The following is a 15,951-nucleotide window of genomic DNA, read 5'->3' as shown; positions in this document are numbered from 1 at the left end:
ATTATTTCGATCGATTTTCCATTTTTGGAGATTACCTGCGATATATTTAAAGAGGCATTGCATCAATCGACACATTTCCGAGGGAAACCGAAATAAAAAAATCAGAGAGGGCAGGAATCGAACCTGCCACAGACGGTTTTATCCGCCCGCTACTGGTTTTGAAGACCAGCTGGACCACCAGATCCTTCCCCTCTACAATAAAAAATACTAATCGCAACGATACGGTGCCATTTCATCGGTGCGATTGGGGATTTCCGTCTTTTTCGAGCTTTTCCGTATATATTCTACGGGAACAATTTTACCGGTTGGGATCCGTCGCATCCCGCAAACCGTCACCCACAAAATTAAAGGCCATGACCGAAACGAAAATAAAAACACCCGGTATCAGTATCCAGGGATGATACTGAATTTCGGATATATTCATTGCTGCACTGAGCAGATTACCCCAACTGGCATGGGGATCCTGAATGCCAAGCCCGATAAGGCTGAGGGATGATTCCCCGAGGATATATGCCGGTATCGACAGGGTGAGCGAAACAATGGCATAGGAAAGGGTCTGTGGTAGAATATGTTTGAATATGATCGATAAATCCGATGCACCGATTGCCCGTGCCGCAGTAACAAAATCTCTCTTACTGATCGAGAGGGCCATCCCTCGAATAACCCGTGCAAAACCGGCCCAGCTGATAAAACTCATGATGATAACGATAAGAAAATAGACCTGTATCGACGACAGGGTAATCGGAAAGGCACTGCGGAGAGCAAGCATGAGAAAAAATCCGGGCACCAGCATAAAACACTCGGTAAATCGCATGAGCACCCAGTCGACTTTGCCTCCGTAGTAGCCCGACAGGCCGCCAACCAGAAATCCAAGAAAGAAAGTAATGATAACCCCGAAAAACCCCACGGTCAGCGATACCCTGGCACCGTAAATGATACGTGAAAAAAGATCGCGTCCGACACTGTCGCCGCCCATCAGATAAAAACGACAATCGGAAGGATTTCCTTTAACACCAAACAAATGACGGGAAAGGGGAATTATTCCCCACAACTTTACTTCATCCCCTTCGGCAAACAACGTGAGCGGGTATGGACGACTTGTATCCTCCACATATACTCGTTCGTAATATTTATTAAAGGTATAAGTATATGGATACACAAAAGGTCTGATCCTGAACTCTCCATTGTGAACAAAATGGATTTTGCCGGGCGGAACATAGGAATTACCCCGGTTGGCATTATCATAATGGTAGGGCGCGAAAAACTCGGCGAATATCATTATGAAGTAAAGAACACAGAGAATAACAAGGCCCGGAATTGCCAGCGGATGGCGCAGAAATTTCTTTGTTATCCGTTTATCTTTCAGCACATTCATTTTCGCATCCTCGGATCGGCCACAACCAGAAGGATATCCGCCAGGAGGTTCCCGAGAATAAGCATCACCCCGCCCATGAGCATGCTCCCCATAACCAGAAACGTATCCTGGGCCCGCACCGCGGCCAGCATGAGGCTTCCCATGCCCGGCCAGTTGATAATGATCTCCACCAGTGCCGCGCCGCTCAACAAGGAAGAAAAGGAAAAACCAAACAACGTGATAAGGGGGTTTATGGCATTCCGTAAGGCATGCTTGTAGATCACTTTGTTTTCGGGAAGCCCTTTTGCCCGGGCGGTAATCACATATTGCTTCCGTAATTCTTCGAGCATATTCCCTCTGCTGATACGCTGGAGTCCTGCCAGGGCGTGAATTGTCAGGATGATCACCGGAAGAATCAGATGCGCAGCCCGGTCGACGATTTTCAGGGGCCAGGAAAGCTGCTCGTAATTCGATGAAATCATGCCCCCCATGGGCAGGGCGGATATGATCGGAAGGTCACGTCCCACATACACGGTGTACATTAAAAGCAAGGCGAGAAAAAAGCTGGGAAGCGACATGCCGAAATAAGAGATAACCGACATGATCCGGTCACCCCATGAATATTGACGCACCGCCGCATAGATCCCCAGCGGCACCGCAACGAGCCAGGTCAGGAGGATCGAAAAAAACGAGAGCGTGAGGGTGTTTAAAAAACGCTCGGCAATGACCGCAGAAACATTGGCCTCCCTGGAAAAAGAATAGCCAAGATCCAGGCGAACCAGACGCATCAGCCAGTAACCGAACTGGATAATCGCCGGATCATCAAAATGATACTTTTCCTCGATCTTTTCAACGGTCTCCGACGAAATACGGGGATCAAACCGGTACTTGGCCAGGATATCTCCCGGCGCGAGATCGATAAAAAGAAAGGCAATAAAAGACATTATGAGGAGCTGAGGTATGGATATCAGCATCCTCCGGATTATTTCATCACGCATTACTGTTTTTCGGTATCGATATAGATTTTTTCTATATTATGGAGTACGCCGCCGTTGGGTGACGGATTAATATTCTTGAATTTATTGGAAATACAGACGGTTCTTTCGTTCAACACCGTATAAATAAGCGGTAGCTTTTCGGCCGCAACACGCTGCCATTCATCATAGATCGCTTTTCGCTGAGCCTTGTCAAGCTCCTTGACTCCCGATACAAAGAGGGTGTCGATTGTTGCTTCCCATTCAGTCGATGGCTCTTTCTGGCGGGGAAACCACATGTGGAGTGTCCCGGATGAATGCCAGACATTTTTACCGAAATGGGGCTCGGGACCGCCGGTAAGTCCTAAAAGAATAGCATCCCAGTTAAACGGACGGTTATCGATTCTCTGTACCAGACTGTTGAACTCCATCTGTTGGAAATGAACTTTAAATCCAAGCGTTTCCAGGTCTTTCCGGATTATTTCGGCAATCTTTACCCGCACATTATTCCCACTGTTGGTAATAAAGGAAAATTCGACCGTGTTTCCATCAGCATCCTCGAGAATACCATCACCGTCCGAATCCTTGAATCCTTCATCGGCAAGTATTTTCTTTGCCTTCTCAAGGTCATATTCCTGCCGGGGAACATCGGGGTTATAAAAATACCCTTCAGAAGGAGTCATCGGACCCCACTGAGGATACCCCAGGCCGTTCATGACAATACGGATCATGCTTTCTTTATCAAGGGCATGGGCCACAGCTTTTCGAAATCGAGGGTTGCGGAACCATGATTGCTTGACCGGGTCCACATAGGGCTTGCCGGTTTCGGAATCGGTAAGGGTGTTCTGATTAAAAAAGAGAAAGCTGCTTCCCGTTGCCGGTCCGAGACGGAACACCGTATAGTTGCTTTTAGCCTCTTCTTTTTTCAGCCCCGGATAATCTTCCCCTTTTGCTGCAAGCACATCGATTTCTCCCCGCTTGAACCGGAGCAACTCCGTATTTTGATCGCTGACAATCATATAGACAAGGCGATCAAGATAGGGCAGCCGGTTGCCGGCCGAATCTTTTTCCCAGTAGAGAGGATTTCTGCGGAAGGTCACTTTTTGTGAAGAAACATACGAATCGAGCAAAAACTTCCCGGTTCCCACCATCGAATCGGGCGGCGTCTGGATACCAAGGGCATTGGAAAAGGTCCCCGATTTTACAAACTTTTCATACCGGTGCTTTGGAAGGATCGGCGCCACACCGCCATTGACAGTGCGGAGAAAAGGAGCGAAGGGAGTGGGGAGTACGAATTTTACCCGGTGGCTGTCCAGCGGGGTTACTTCAATTTTCTTACCTTCAATCAGTAGTATATCCCGAGCCGAGTTCGGGTTGATATCTTCGTTGTAAATCAGATCATTAAAGGAGAATTCGACATCATAGGCGCTGAACGGCACGCTGTCGGACCAGAGGACTCCTTTTCGAATATGAAAAATCCAGGTGAGTCCGTCCTCCGAAACCTCCCAGCTCTCGGCAAGATTGGGCTCGGGCATCCTCGTCACCCCGTCAATGCGGGTAAGCCCTTCATAAATATACTGGGTAAATTCACTGGTCGATGTTTCCGTAGCGGTAATGGGGTTGAAAGATTTAGGATCCGAAATTGTTGACATTATCAACTCTCCACCGTACGTTCCGATCTCGGGAACAAACGTTTCGGCTTTTTTCTGCAGCGCCATATAATCGATACCCTCGACTTTGGATGCTTTCCTATCTTTTATGGAACCGCACCCCACAAGGGATATCAGTGCTGCTGCAGTTATTATGACGAATCCTTTAAAGCGCATTAAGTGCTCCTTTCGTTATCAACAGGGCAATAGTAATTGCTACTAAACTATAACAAAGTTCACATATACTTCAAGTAGCACGCCGGCCGGCGGCTATATATGCGCCTTATGTAATGATTTCCATTTTTCCGCAAAGGCATCACTACGGGCCATTGCCGAAATGATTTCTTTTTCCTTCCGGTTCCAATTTTCTGTCTGGGGATTAAACGGCAGCGTCTGCACAAAACCCTGAATCAGATTATCGACAACAGTTTCTTGTGTGCAGGATGGGGCAATTTCCCGGACACAGGCACATTTTCGGGCAAGGATTCTTTTCTGGGTGTTCCGCTGTTCCGCCGGCAGCAGAAGATAGTCCGGGAGATTCCGGTATGCATCGGTATAGGGGATCGAACCATGCTGGAGCACGGCATGGGCGGTCCGTTTCTGGGCGGAACCAACCATTTTTTTGTTACCCACCATAATTTCATCCCGGTTGGGCGCCAGAAAACAGGGGAGCCTCACCGCAGTCCTCTCCCGAACGATATCGGGAGCCGAATCATGCGAAGAACTCCTAATGCCACAGCGGCGGAAGCCGTCCTGTAGACATTGTGAAATCAGGTTATAGGTTTGAGGAATAGACCCGCCCATCCCGGTGATTCCTTTTGGAAAGATGATGCTGTAGGTGATGTCCTCATCATGCAACACCGCCCGTCCACCGGTCGACCGCCGAATCCAGTCGATACCATCCCGTTCCATGGCCTCAAAATCGAGTGTTTTCTCCGGATTTTCACGGTAACCAAGGCTGATTGCCGGTGGAGACCAACGATAGACCCGAAGGTAAATTATATTCGATACACGGCATTGTTCCAACAGAAACAGGTCCGCCGCCATATTAAAGGATGCGGCATTTGGTGGGTCGTTAATTATTCGAATTGTTGTCGGCACCTGAGAAAAATAATCTTTTTGTGGGTATGAGAAACATATTTTTTTAGTATTCGAGTGTATTAAAGAAGTTATTACGTGAGGAGTGTATGAAAAATTTTGCAATCGGTATCGATTTAGGAGGCACAAACCTGAAAGGGATCATCATGGAGGGTGACGGCAGCTTTCGTCATCTGACCCGTGTCCCCACAGGCGGACAGGAAGGCGGCACAAAGGTGCTGGAAAATATTCTTACGTTAATCGAAAAGCTCCTAAAAAAAGAAGGGTCTTCCGAATCCTGTATCGGCGTAGGGCTTGGGACTCCCGGCTTTGTCGATGACGACGGTACGGTTCTTGGCGGTGCCGAAAACCTTCCGGGATGGAAAGGTACCAATATCTACGATCCGATCATGCAGCAATTCGGTTTGAAAACGACTGCCACCAACGATGTCACCATTACTGCCCTTGCCGAAGCGAAATACGGCGCAGGTAAAGGAATAAAAAACATGGTCTGCTTTGCCCTTGGAACCGGTATCGGCGGCGGTATCGTGATTAACGGCAAAGTGTATAAGGGCAGCCACGGCATGGCAGGTGAAATCGGCCATATTATGGTCGATCCCAATGGGCTTCCCTGCACCTGTGGCCACAAAGGATGTGTGGAACAGTATGCATCGGCAACCGGAATCGTAAATTTAGCTAAAATGCTGGCCATGAAATTCGAATCCGATATACCGAGCACCCTTAAAAGAATTGCTCTTGAAACACCCGAATCGCTTAGTGCAAAGCTTGTGTACGATTATGCCAAAGACAGCGATCCATTCGGACAATATATTAACGAAATCGCCTGTGAAAAACTGGCCCATGCTATCGGAATTATTATCAATACCCTTTCACCCGACCGTGTTATCCTGGGTGGCGGAGTCATGAAAGCCGGTCATATTATTCTTGATACAGTCGCTCGTCATATTCCGAAATACTGCTGGCAACAGCTGTGGGAACTCTGCGACCTGGTTGAGTCGGAGCTGGGCGAAGACGCCGGTGCAATCGGCGCGGCCGCGCTTGCCTTTGAAGAGATCGAGGTTGAAGTGCATGTCTGATGTTAAAGAAAGAATTGCCGAACTGCGGCGGCAAATCAACACCTACGATGCCGCCTATTACGGCCGGGGTGAATCGCTGATTTCCGACAGAGACTACGATGCGCTCTATGCCGAACTGAGCCGTCTCGAAAAAGAAAATCCTCAGTATCAGTCTCCCGATTCACCAACCCGACGTATCGGGAACGACCTTACTAAAGAATTCCCCAAGGTCCGGCACAGTGTCCCCATGATGAGCATTGAGAACACCTACTCCGAAAATGAAATAGGCGAGTGGATAAACCGGATCTCAAAATTGCTTCCCGGCGAATCCATTAATCTTTGTGGAGAGCTTAAAATCGATGGGGTTGCCGCTGCTCTCCGCTATGAAAACGGTCGTTTGCAACGGGCGATAACCCGGGGTGACGGGATTGTGGGTGATGATGTTACACCCAATATCAAGACAATCCGATCTATTCCCCTGAAGGTCGATTATACCGCATCCTTTGAGGTCCGGGGAGAGGTTTTCATGACCTTCGATAATTTTCAAAAACTCAATGAGTCGATAATCGAAAGTGGACAGAAACCGATGCAGAATCCCCGCAATACGACTGCCGGAACCCTGAAACTTCAGGATCCGAGGGAAGTTGCCCGACGGCACCTCTCATTCTATGCCCATTATCTCCTCTCGGAAAATCATCAAAAAAGTCACTTTGAAAATATCCGGTTTCTCTCAAGCATCGGATTTCCGGTAATCATCAATTCGGGCGTTCTTACAACAACAGAACAGGTCATTGCGTTCTGCGAGGGATGGGGACGGGAACGGTTTGATCTGGATTTTCCGGTGGATGGTGTTGTTATGAAGGTCGACAATTTCGACCAACAGCGTCGTCTGGGGGCAACAGCCAAAAGCCCCCGCTGGGTAATTGCCTATAAGTATCAGCCTGAAACAGCGGTAACCCGGGTGACCGGCCTCGATTCGCGGGTCGGACGGACCGGGGTGATCACCCCGGTAGCACGGCTGGAACCGGTCGCGCTGGCCGGCACCACAATCCGGAACGCGACCCTTCACAACTACGATGAAACCGCTCGTCTTGACATCAGGGTTGGCGACGCGGTTGAAATTGAAAAGGGCGGAGAAATAATTCCCAAGGTAAATAAAGTACTCACCGAAAAACGTCCTCCTGATACCGAACCCTATTCACCGCCCGGGCGATGCCCCTCCTGCGGATCGACGCTCGACAGAATCGAGGGTGAAGTGGCGCTCCGGTGTCTCAACTCCTCCTGTCCGGACCAGATATTCGCCTCCCTGACTCATTTCGTGTCTCGCACCGCCATGAATATCGACACCCTGGGTCCGGCACTCATTAAGCAGCTTATCGACAATGATCTGGTTCATACTCCGGCAGATTTGTATACTCTGCAACAGGACCGGCTGGCATCACTCGAACGAATGGGCGAAAAATCGGCGCAGAATGTACTTGAAGCGCTTGAAAAATCTAAAAGCAATCCGGTTGACAAGTTGCTCCATGGCCTGGGAATCCGCATGGTCGGCGCGCAGGCGGCAAAAATCCTCTCCCGACATTTTGATGATATCCGTGACCTTTATGACATACCCGCCGAAAAACTGGAAGCCATCGATGGTATCGGGCCTCGCATGGCACAGAGTATCCGCCTCTATTTCGACCGGCCGCAGAACCGGGAACTCATTGAACGGTTTCGAGAGTACGGGCTTAATCTCAAAGGTAAACCTCGATCTCAACGTGAAGGCCCTTTTTCCGGTAAAACATTCGTCATTACCGGAACACTCGAGCGTTTCACCCGTGAAGAGGCCAAAGAGCTTATCGAACAACGAGCAGGAAAAGCATCATCATCGGTGTCGAAAAAAACCGATTATGTGGTGGTTGGCGAAAACGCGGGCTCAAAACTGACAAAGGCGCAGCAGCTTGGGGTAAAGGTTTTGAGTGAGGATGAATTTTTGGGTATGCTTAAGTGAGATAATCCAGCGCCCCCCCATCATCACCTCCTCACCATTTTTTGCCCGTCCCTATTTACAATATATTTTTTTGATGTTAAAATATTAAATTGAAGACTTCGTATAAGCTTTAGAGGATTTTTACCTATGAAAATGATTGAAAGTATTCAGTTTGATACGCCACCGATTATGCTCGCCGCATGGCAGGGCATGGGCAATGTGGGCCTGATCACCATGGATTATTTTCGCCGGAAGATCGATGCAAAGCCCTTTGCCGAAATCGATATGAGCCCCTTTGTCATTCCCGACTCGATTGTCGTTAAAGACGGTATTGCCCAGTTTCCCGAGATTCCATCAAGTGTTTTTTACTACTCCCACAATCCGAATCTGATCATCTTTCTCAGCAACGGGCAGGTTGGAGGCAAGGAAGGTATTACGATCATTAAGACGATTCTGGATATCGCTCACCAGTTTCAGGTGAAACGGATATTTACCTCGGCGGCCTTTGCTCAGCCCATGAGTCATCAACAGGGCTCGGAAGTCATGGTTGCCTGTAATCAGGAATCGTTTTTGGATTTTACCGAAGATTTCGGGGTCACGCCCATGCCCGACGGTTACATTGCCGGACTCAACGGTCTGCTTTTGGGCGTTGCAGCATCACGGGGTATCGAGGCGGCATGCCTTTTAGGAACAATACCATCCTATGCAACTAATCTTACCTATCCAAAGGCATCACTCGAAATACTGAAAATATTCGAAGGGATTTTTGATGTTTCCCTGAGCCTTGATGAGATAAAAAGCGCTGCCTCGGAAATGGATCAGCAACTGGAAACCATCGAAGACCGGATAAAAGAATTTTTCCCCAATGTCCACGAACACGATGAAGAAATGTCATCGCTGAACCTCAAGGAAGAGGAAGTTCCCCAGTATATCATGGATAAAATCGAGCGTCTGTTCGACAATGTCGAACAAGACCGGAGCAAAGCCAAGGTGCTCAAAGATGAACTCGTGCGGTGGAACCTTTTCGAATTGTACGAAAAGCGGTTTTTAGATCTTTTCAAAGAAAACAACTGGGGAGAAGATATGGATTAATGGCCTTTTAAGTGAAGAGAGCGCCATTCTCTTGCGTGTAGACCATTTCTCCCAATATACTGCATCTGAGTTATTCACCCGATTCCTTCCGTAGAATAAACCAGTCGATTGTCTTGGTGGGCACCAGCCTGCTTTGTGTGCGTTCTGATTTAATGAGCGTAAGTCCGAACTCTCCGAAATTGTGAGGAATACCAAAGGTGGCGACCAGGAGGCCACCATTTTTTAACGCACGGCTTACATTGTGTGCTGCCGGGGCATGATTTCGCATGTGATTGAACACACTGAATGCAATAACATAATCGAACACCTCCTCTTCGCCGAAGGGTTCCTTTTCGAGATCGAGCAGTCGGATGTCGGGGTCTTTTGGTCCGAGCCTGTTGAGGGGTATTTCGTAATCTTGAAAGGCGTTGATACCCGACTCATGGCCGTCAACTCCCGTATAGTTGCCGGGATCAAGATAATCGATCAGATGAATTCCAGCCCGTCCGGCACCGCAGCCGAAATCGAGCAGCCGGTGCCCGGGCTGCAGACCGTGGGAGACCAGATACTCATACTGATCGAGCCCAAGCGCCCACTTGCTTCCGTAAATACGATGGTGCTCTTCCTCTAAAACATTAACATTGTGTCCGCGTTTCCAGGTCATACTTCTCAATCCCGGCTGAAATTACTGAAGGCCCAAAATGGGTTGCTGGAACGAAACAAGGAGTGGAATCGAAGGGTTGTTGATTCCAATACTCCAACATTCCACCACTCCAATCTTCCATTTCAATCTAAAAAGCATAATTAAAATACTCCAGTTCGAAATCGAAATGCTTCTGCACCAAATAGATGCTGCGGCTGTCGAACCAGTCACGATAGTGAATATTATTATGGTTTGATTTATTTACATGGGATAGTTCCGTATCGGGAAGTGCAAGGCGCCGGGTAATTGTCGTAAAATCGTCCTGAAGATTTTCGAATTTTCCGATAAAATCCACCGTGGGCTTAACGTTTGCATCAAAAAGAAGATGACGGCTTCTGTCTTTGACATATCTCCCCTTTGGAAAGCCCGGCTCTCCGCGGAAATAGACATCGGCAAGCCAACGGTTGAAATATGCCGGCGATGGTGGTCCGGGAATCCGGTTCATCTTAATCTGATAAAAATAGCGGGAAAGGGCCAGCGAATAGGGGTTCCGGGTAAACCCGAAGGTAAAATACTCATTGCGGTCTACTGAAAACTGCTGCTCGATGCCTTCAATAGAGGCGAACTCTTCGACCCGGCACCGCGTGCCGGTCATGATATCGGTCCATTGCATGGTCACAATATCACCATCCTTACAGAAGGGCCGAAGGGTTTTCTGGACACTGGTTCCTGCGGTCTTACGGGTTTTAATAAAGATATATTTCTGGGAGAAAGAGACTATCGCCATCGCATAATTTTCCGGTGACGGGTTATTATGAAATTTCCGCTTTTAAAATACAGGTCCCTGAAATCGAATTCCTTGATTTTCAGTTTTATCCCTTCCCTGGATGCTTTCCAGATTGCGTAATTCATACTGAGCTGATCTCGCCGGGAACCCCGTCGATATTCCCGGGCCCAGATATCACAGACCCTTTTCAGCTTTTCGCTTTTATTGTTCTTCACCATCATCCGGGTGCCATACAGCCCCTGGTGACGGGGAAAACCCTCCAGTGCATAGCGCTGCATGTGGGAAACCACGTTCTGTTTCGAATCGAGCTGCGCCTGCAGTACCACCGCCGCTTCATCATAAATGCACGTTCTGTCCGGGTGACGGGCGATCATCAGGTCGAAGCCATCCTTCCGGTTTTTATCGATAAACTCATTCAGGTCGGCATTCAAAAGCATAGACCCATCGAGGGTAATGCAGATATCGTACTGGGGAGGAATGTACTTGTGATGCTCGATTTTCAGGAGTGATGCTTTGCGTTTCGGGCAGGAAATATGACCAAGCCTCTTTGCAATATTGACCGGTTTCCAGATATCGGTGCAAATTCCCGTGTCACTTAAGCAGTAGTAATCCCATCCGGGAGTCACCACCTGCGGATCTTTCAAAGTATCGTAATTGCCGAAAATGAAGGTAAAAATTATGTTCCTGTTTTTTCCGGGAACGATATGATCGGGTGCATCATGACATATCCTCGACTCACCGGTTGGCGCCGGAGGGATCCCTGTTGTATCTGTTATCTGCGTTCCTGTTGCCTGCATACAAATCACTTTCTCTAACGATCATTATCAACCTTACATTAAAATATCGGATTGTGCACTTGAAATCTTTAGAATCCAGGCGATTACAGGTCTGCACCTATACCTTGAAGTCGTGAAGGGGGATTGTTTCGGGAAGCTCTTCTTTTTTCTGATCAAGTATTTCATGAGGTACCCACCGTATAGTCAGGCTCTTGACCTGGGTCGACGAAAGGGCTTCGATGATATGAGAATACCAGGGTACGGTGGTTGCGATCAGAAGAAGGTCGATTTTTTCCCTGGCTAAAATTGATGCAATCGAATCGAGACCGCCCACAACCGGATATCCCTTAAATTGCCCCGGCTGGGCATCTGTAAAGGGCCAGATAACACCGTGAAGTGTGGCGGATTTGTCTTTTTCGACACTGTCGATAAGACTCGAAGCAACAGGGCCGTCACCCAGAACAATGACTTTTCCGGTCGATGCGATCACCCGTTTCAATTGTGAGCCGATTCCTGGAAGAAGTTCACGCCAGGCGACCAAAAGCACCGATATGACTATGGAAGCAATAGCAATAACCAGCCGTGAGTATGCCATCGATTTGATAAAGTATGCGCAGGCGATAAACAGCACCGACGCAATCAGGCCCGAAAGAAAGGTGTTGGATGTCGAGTATCGCTCCTTGGTATACACCCCCCGAGACGCCATCACCCAGATATAACTAAGGGAGATAAGCAGATGCATTATCAGGATAACAAGAATATTACCCGCCATGTAGGGATTGACCATATCGGTCATTTTATAACGGATGATCAGCCCTCCCCAGAGGGTGGCGTTGATAATCAGGAGATCGATAAAACAGGCGGTGAATGTCTTGAAAAGATTTGCCCCTATGTTAATTGCTCCCAAAAGCGCGGTGCCGAGAAAGAGCAGCCACTGGGGGAAAAATGCCGCATGGGTATGACGATATTTTCTGGAGAAGAGAATCATCGCCTGGTAAAAGGCCCACCGCGCCCTGAACGACTGTATTGATGAACTCTTCCCTTTAAAATGAATTATCTGGGTAACCGGATAATACCAGACAGTATAGCCCCATTTCCGCACCTGCGCGCACAAATCGAGATCTTCACCGTACATAAAAAACCGCTCGTCAAAACCGCCGATCTCTTCATATAACTTTGTGCGCATAAACATGAACGAACCTGAAACAGCATCGACTTCCGCAGGTTCATCCGGGTCCATGTAGGTAAGGTTATATCGACCGAAGGTCTTACTCTTCGGGAAAAGCCTGCTCAGGCCCAAAAACCGGTAGAGTGCAACTATAGGAGTAGGAAAACTCCGCCGGCAGCTTATTTGAAGCGAACCGTCGGGGTTGAGTGTCTTGGGACCCACCAGCCCGGCTTTTGTGTTACTGTCGAGAAAATCTGCACACGCAGCAAGAGTGTTTTTCGAGATGACCGTATCGGGATTGAGAAACAGAAGGTAGTCTCCCTTTGCATTCCTGGCTCCTACATTGCATGCACGACCGAATCCCACATTGCTTTTCAGCGCTATCCATTTTACCTCGGGAAAATCTTTGGTAATCAGTTTTTCGGAATTGTCGTTGGACGCATTATCGACAACAATAATCTCCGTTTGATCGTAACGGTCTGCATGCTTTATCGAACAAAGTGCCTGGTAGAGATACGTTGGCACCTTATAATTAACGATAACGATCGAAATAAGGCCCGAAGGACTGCTTTGTGAATTCAACTATCCATTCCTATGGATAAATGACCGCAATCTGAGTTTCCAGAGAAGAAGCATAGCTTCACGAATAATCTTTGTCGACATTTTTGATTCACCACGCTTGCGGTCGGTGAAAATAATGGGGATTTCTTTAATGCGAAAGCCTTTTTTCCAGGCCAGATAATTAACCTCAATTTGAAAGGAGTATCCTGATGAGCCGATTTTGTTGAGATTTAATGCCTGAAGGACTCTCCTTCTGAAGCATTTGAATCCGCCGGTACTGTCGGTGAATGGAAGGCCTGCGATAATTCTGGTGAAAACCATATTGGCGAAATAACTGAGCATCAAACGGCTCATAGGCCAGTTAATCACATTAACTCCGTTTTTATATCGTGATCCCAGCACCAGATCGCTATTTTTAATCTCTTCTAAAAACCTGGGAAGGTAGGATGGATCATGGGAAAAATCGGCATCCATTTCAAAAATATACTCATAATCCCGCTCAAGTGCCCATTTAAACCCGCTGATATAGGCTCTTCCCAACCCTTCCTTTCTTGCCCGACTCAACAGATGGACTCCGCTGAATTCTTCACTCAACGCCTTCACGCAGTTGGCTGTACCGTCCGGGGAAGAATCATCAACCACTAAAACATCGGTGCCGGGAACAACCTTGTATATCTCGGGAATAATAAGACCGATATTTTCGCTCTCATTATAGGTGGGAATTATTATCAACGAGTTTTCTTCAGACATTGCTCATTCTCTCGATAAAGTATGGTAAATTGGGCTCTGATGGTTTTATATTCACTACGATAGAACCTCGGTTTTTAGTCAATGCATGAGCATTAATATGGAAAAATATACGTTTTGTGCAGAGGCAAAGCTTAACCATTGAAGAGTGAATTAATCTATTTTTTCATAACATCACATTCCAGGATACTTTCACTGTAGGATTTCTATGCTCAATATTTACCTTATTCCCTTCAAACAGCAATTCACCGAATTTGCCGAAATATTCACCGATTTTATCCAAAATCAGCAGTGGATTACCGTCTTTATCCTCATTTTCGGAACCTTTGTCATCGAGCGAATTATCGTCTTCCTCTTTAACAGAGTCACTATATTTGCCCGTAAAACCCGCACCGAGATCGACGATTTAATTGTTAAAAACTCCAGCAGGCCGGTGGGCAATTTTGTTCTCCTCTTTGGCGCATTCCTTATTGCGAATGTGCTCAGATTGCCGCTGGAGCCTTTTGATGTTAAAAAATTCCTTCTCGTTGCCATCAAAATAGGTGTGGTGCTCAATGGGCTCTGGCTCTGTTTTCGCATAATCGACATTGTGGGCGTTTATCTTTTGCACAGGATCGTGAAAACCAGCAGCCGTCTTGATGACCAATTGGTGCCGATATTTCAGAAGACAATCAAGGTGTTTCTCTTTATTCTCGGCATGGTCTATATCATTCAGGCACTCGGCTACTCAGTTTCAGGCATTATCGCCGGTCTTGGTATCGGCGGCCTTGCCGTTGCAATGGCTGCCAAAGATACACTCGCAAACTTCTTCGGATCAATGATGATCCTTGCCGACCGGCCTTTTAAAAAGGGCGACTGGATCAAGATACAGGATAATGAAGGCGTTGTTGAAGAGATCGGATTCCGCTCCACCAGGATCCGGACCTTTCCCAAAACTCTGATCAGTATTCCCAATTCGGTCCTGGCCAACGAATCGATCGATAACTATACCCGCATGCCGAAACGGCGGGTAAAGATGACGGTCGGTGTCACCTACGAAACCACAGCCGAACAGATGGAAAATGCGGTGAAAGGCATTGAAAAACTTCTTACAACTCACGAAGACGTTAGTCAGGAATTCATGATGGTTAAATTCACCGATTTCGGAGCATCATCACTGGATATCCTTGTCTATTATTTTACCAACACCACCGATTGGTCGGAGCATCTTGCCGTGCGGCAGGAGATAAATCTTGCCATTATGCGGCTGATCGAAAACATGGGGCTTTCCATCGCCTTTCCCACCCGAACACTTCATGTAAAACAGGCATGATAAATCAGAGCTGTCCAAAAATAGAACGCCGATGACGCCAATTTGCCTAATTATCGCTGATTTTTTTTGATATTTTTATATTTCTGATCGGCAAATATCAGCTTGATCAGCGTAATTAGCGTTCTATTTTGGACAAGACTGATGAGAAATGATTAAACCCAAAAAGCATTGTCGTAATCGTTCCCCTTATCTTTTATCTCTCTTTCTTGTCCTCAACCTGTTCTTCTCCCTGTCCACATCTCTCCTCAATATCTCGCATCCGCAAACTCAACCCATCCTCCGGCTTTCACCAGCGCTTCATCGAATTCACTCAGCGAAAAGGAGACCGATATGTTTTTACCGTCATCACGGTTAAACTCAAGTTTTTTATTGTCAAGATCGACTGCGCACGCTACTTTGCCGTTTCTGTTAAAATCAAAAAGCGTATCGATTGTCTCTTTCGGTAGTTCAATCGCCATCATACCGCAATTGAACATATTCTGGCGGAATATGCGGGCAAAGCTTTGAGCCACCACAACTGTAATTTCATTAACCTCCAGCGCCCACGGTGCATGCTCCCGCGAGGAACCGCAGCCGAAATTTTCACGGGTAATTATCACCCGTGCCTGCCTGAGATTCTCACCCGCGGGATCGAATCCCTCGAGATTGAGGTCTTCCAGCAAATGGGGCCCTAAAGCCCCCTTGGCAACCTCGGTTAAATACTTCGCGGGAATAATCTCATCGGTGTTGATATCGGATCTGTCTAAAAACAGTACCGATCCGCCGAATTGTTTCATAATAGCGC

Annotated in this window: 14 protein-coding genes and 1 tRNA gene; 4 read left to right on the top strand and 11 right to left on the bottom strand. The window is 47.5% G+C overall.

Annotated features, from left to right (window positions below; translation table 11 throughout):
* Window positions 1-104: 104 nt before the first annotated feature.
* The 5 genes from GF401_18500 to GF401_18480 form a co-directional block, all read right to left on the bottom strand.
* A tRNA-Sec gene (locus GF401_18500) sits at window positions 105-195 on the bottom strand.
* A gap of 103 nt (window positions 196-298) precedes the next feature.
* Window positions 299-1,375 carry an ABC transporter permease subunit gene (locus GF401_18495; protein ID MBD3347049.1) on the bottom strand — a complete coding sequence of 359 codons (1,077 nt, stop codon included), beginning with the start codon at window positions 1,373-1,375 and terminating at the stop codon, window positions 299-301.
* Window positions 1,372-2,352 carry an ABC transporter permease subunit gene (locus GF401_18490; GenBank protein ID MBD3347048.1) on the bottom strand — a complete coding sequence of 327 codons (981 nt, stop codon included), beginning with the start codon at window positions 2,350-2,352 and terminating at the stop codon, window positions 1,372-1,374. The genes GF401_18495 and GF401_18490 overlap by 4 nt, the downstream gene beginning before the upstream one ends.
* Window positions 2,352-4,154 (bottom strand): ABC transporter substrate-binding protein, encoded by a 1,803-nt coding sequence (locus tag GF401_18485; protein ID MBD3347047.1) that lies wholly within the window; start codon window positions 4,152-4,154, stop codon window positions 2,352-2,354. The genes GF401_18490 and GF401_18485 overlap by 1 nt, the downstream gene beginning before the upstream one ends.
* A 93-nt stretch (window positions 4,155-4,247) precedes the next feature.
* The gene (locus GF401_18480; protein MBD3347046.1) at window positions 4,248-5,078 is read right to left on the bottom strand and encodes a hypothetical protein; all 831 of its coding nucleotides are present in this window, start codon (window positions 5,076-5,078) and stop codon (window positions 4,248-4,250) included.
* A gap of 86 nt (window positions 5,079-5,164) precedes the next feature.
* Between GF401_18480 and GF401_18475 the strand changes: the two genes are divergently transcribed.
* From GF401_18475 to GF401_18465, 3 genes are all read left to right on the top strand, one after another.
* On the top strand, window positions 5,165-6,151 hold the full coding sequence (locus GF401_18475; GenBank protein MBD3347045.1) for an ROK family protein: 987 nt from the start codon (window positions 5,165-5,167) through the stop codon (window positions 6,149-6,151).
* Complete coding sequence (ligA, locus tag GF401_18470; GenBank protein MBD3347044.1) at window positions 6,144-8,123, top strand: NAD-dependent DNA ligase LigA; 1,980 nt, start codon at window positions 6,144-6,146, stop codon at window positions 8,121-8,123. Before GF401_18475 ends, ligA begins: the two co-directional genes overlap by 8 nt.
* Window positions 8,124-8,249: 126 nt before the next feature.
* On the top strand, window positions 8,250-9,194 hold the full coding sequence (locus GF401_18465) for a hypothetical protein (protein MBD3347043.1): 945 nt from the start codon (window positions 8,250-8,252) through the stop codon (window positions 9,192-9,194).
* A gap of 70 nt (window positions 9,195-9,264) precedes the next feature.
* On the opposite strand, the gene GF401_18460 is transcribed toward GF401_18465, so the two are convergent.
* The 5 genes from GF401_18460 to GF401_18440 form a co-directional block, all read right to left on the bottom strand.
* A complete protein-coding gene (locus tag GF401_18460; GenBank protein MBD3347042.1) occupies window positions 9,265-9,837 on the bottom strand; it encodes a methyltransferase in 573 nt (190 codons plus the stop codon).
* A gap of 127 nt (window positions 9,838-9,964) precedes the next feature.
* The gene (locus tag GF401_18455; GenBank protein ID MBD3347041.1) at window positions 9,965-10,603 is read right to left on the bottom strand and encodes a hypothetical protein; all 639 of its coding nucleotides are present in this window, start codon (window positions 10,601-10,603) and stop codon (window positions 9,965-9,967) included.
* On the bottom strand, window positions 10,594-11,400 hold the full coding sequence (locus GF401_18450) for a DUF616 domain-containing protein (GenBank protein MBD3347040.1): 807 nt from the start codon (window positions 11,398-11,400) through the stop codon (window positions 10,594-10,596). The genes GF401_18455 and GF401_18450 overlap by 10 nt, the downstream gene beginning before the upstream one ends.
* Before the next feature lie 97 nt (window positions 11,401-11,497).
* A complete protein-coding gene (locus GF401_18445; protein MBD3347039.1) occupies window positions 11,498-13,129 on the bottom strand; it encodes a glycosyltransferase in 1,632 nt (543 codons plus the stop codon).
* Window positions 13,130-13,858 carry a glycosyltransferase gene (locus tag GF401_18440; protein MBD3347038.1) on the bottom strand — a complete coding sequence of 243 codons (729 nt, stop codon included), beginning with the start codon at window positions 13,856-13,858 and terminating at the stop codon, window positions 13,130-13,132.
* Between the two features lie 205 nt (window positions 13,859-14,063).
* On the opposite strand from GF401_18440, the gene GF401_18435 reads away from it, so the two are divergent.
* The gene (locus tag GF401_18435; GenBank protein ID MBD3347037.1) at window positions 14,064-15,167 is read left to right on the top strand and encodes a mechanosensitive ion channel; all 1,104 of its coding nucleotides are present in this window, start codon (window positions 14,064-14,066) and stop codon (window positions 15,165-15,167) included.
* A 245-nt stretch (window positions 15,168-15,412) separates the two neighbouring features.
* Here GF401_18435 and GF401_18430 read toward each other — a convergent pair whose 3' ends face one another.
* On the bottom strand, window positions 15,413-15,943 hold the full coding sequence (locus GF401_18430; GenBank protein ID MBD3347036.1) for a 3-isopropylmalate dehydratase small subunit: 531 nt from the start codon (window positions 15,941-15,943) through the stop codon (window positions 15,413-15,415).
* Window positions 15,944-15,951 lie beyond the last annotated feature (8 nt).

It is taken from the genome of Chitinivibrionales bacterium (assembly GCA_014728215.1).
GTDB lineage: Bacteria > Fibrobacterota > Chitinivibrionia > Chitinivibrionales > WJKA01 > WJKA01.
Note: the sequence above shows the minus strand (reverse complement) of the source record. Positions and strands in the feature narration are given on the sequence as shown.

Coding starts and splice junctions, on each gene's coding strand:
- GF401_18495 (MBD3347049.1), bottom strand. CDS start 1,375: ATGAATGTGCTGAAAGATAAACGGATAACAAAGAAATTTCTGCGCCAT.
- GF401_18490 (MBD3347048.1), bottom strand. CDS start 2,352: ATGCGTGATGAAATAATCCGGAGGATGCTGATATCCATACCTCAGCTC.
- GF401_18485 (MBD3347047.1), bottom strand. CDS start 4,154: ATGCGCTTTAAAGGATTCGTCATAATAACTGCAGCAGCACTGATATCC.
- GF401_18475 (MBD3347045.1), top strand. CDS start 5,165: ATGAAAAATTTTGCAATCGGTATCGATTTAGGAGGCACAAACCTGAAA.
- ligA (MBD3347044.1), top strand. CDS start 6,144: ATGTCTGATGTTAAAGAAAGAATTGCCGAACTGCGGCGGCAAATCAAC.
- GF401_18465 (MBD3347043.1), top strand. CDS start 8,250: ATGAAAATGATTGAAAGTATTCAGTTTGATACGCCACCGATTATGCTC.
- GF401_18460 (MBD3347042.1), bottom strand. CDS start 9,837: ATGACCTGGAAACGCGGACACAATGTTAATGTTTTAGAGGAAGAGCAC.
- GF401_18455 (MBD3347041.1), bottom strand. CDS start 10,603: ATGGCGATAGTCTCTTTCTCCCAGAAATATATCTTTATTAAAACCCGT.
- GF401_18450 (MBD3347040.1), bottom strand. CDS start 11,400: ATGCAGGCAACAGGAACGCAGATAACAGATACAACAGGGATCCCTCCG.
- GF401_18440 (MBD3347038.1), bottom strand. CDS start 13,858: ATGTCTGAAGAAAACTCGTTGATAATAATTCCCACCTATAATGAGAGC.
- GF401_18435 (MBD3347037.1), top strand. CDS start 14,064: ATGCTCAATATTTACCTTATTCCCTTCAAACAGCAATTCACCGAATTT.
- GF401_18430 (MBD3347036.1), bottom strand. CDS start 15,943: ATGAAACAATTCGGCGGATCGGTACTGTTTTTAGACAGATCCGATATC.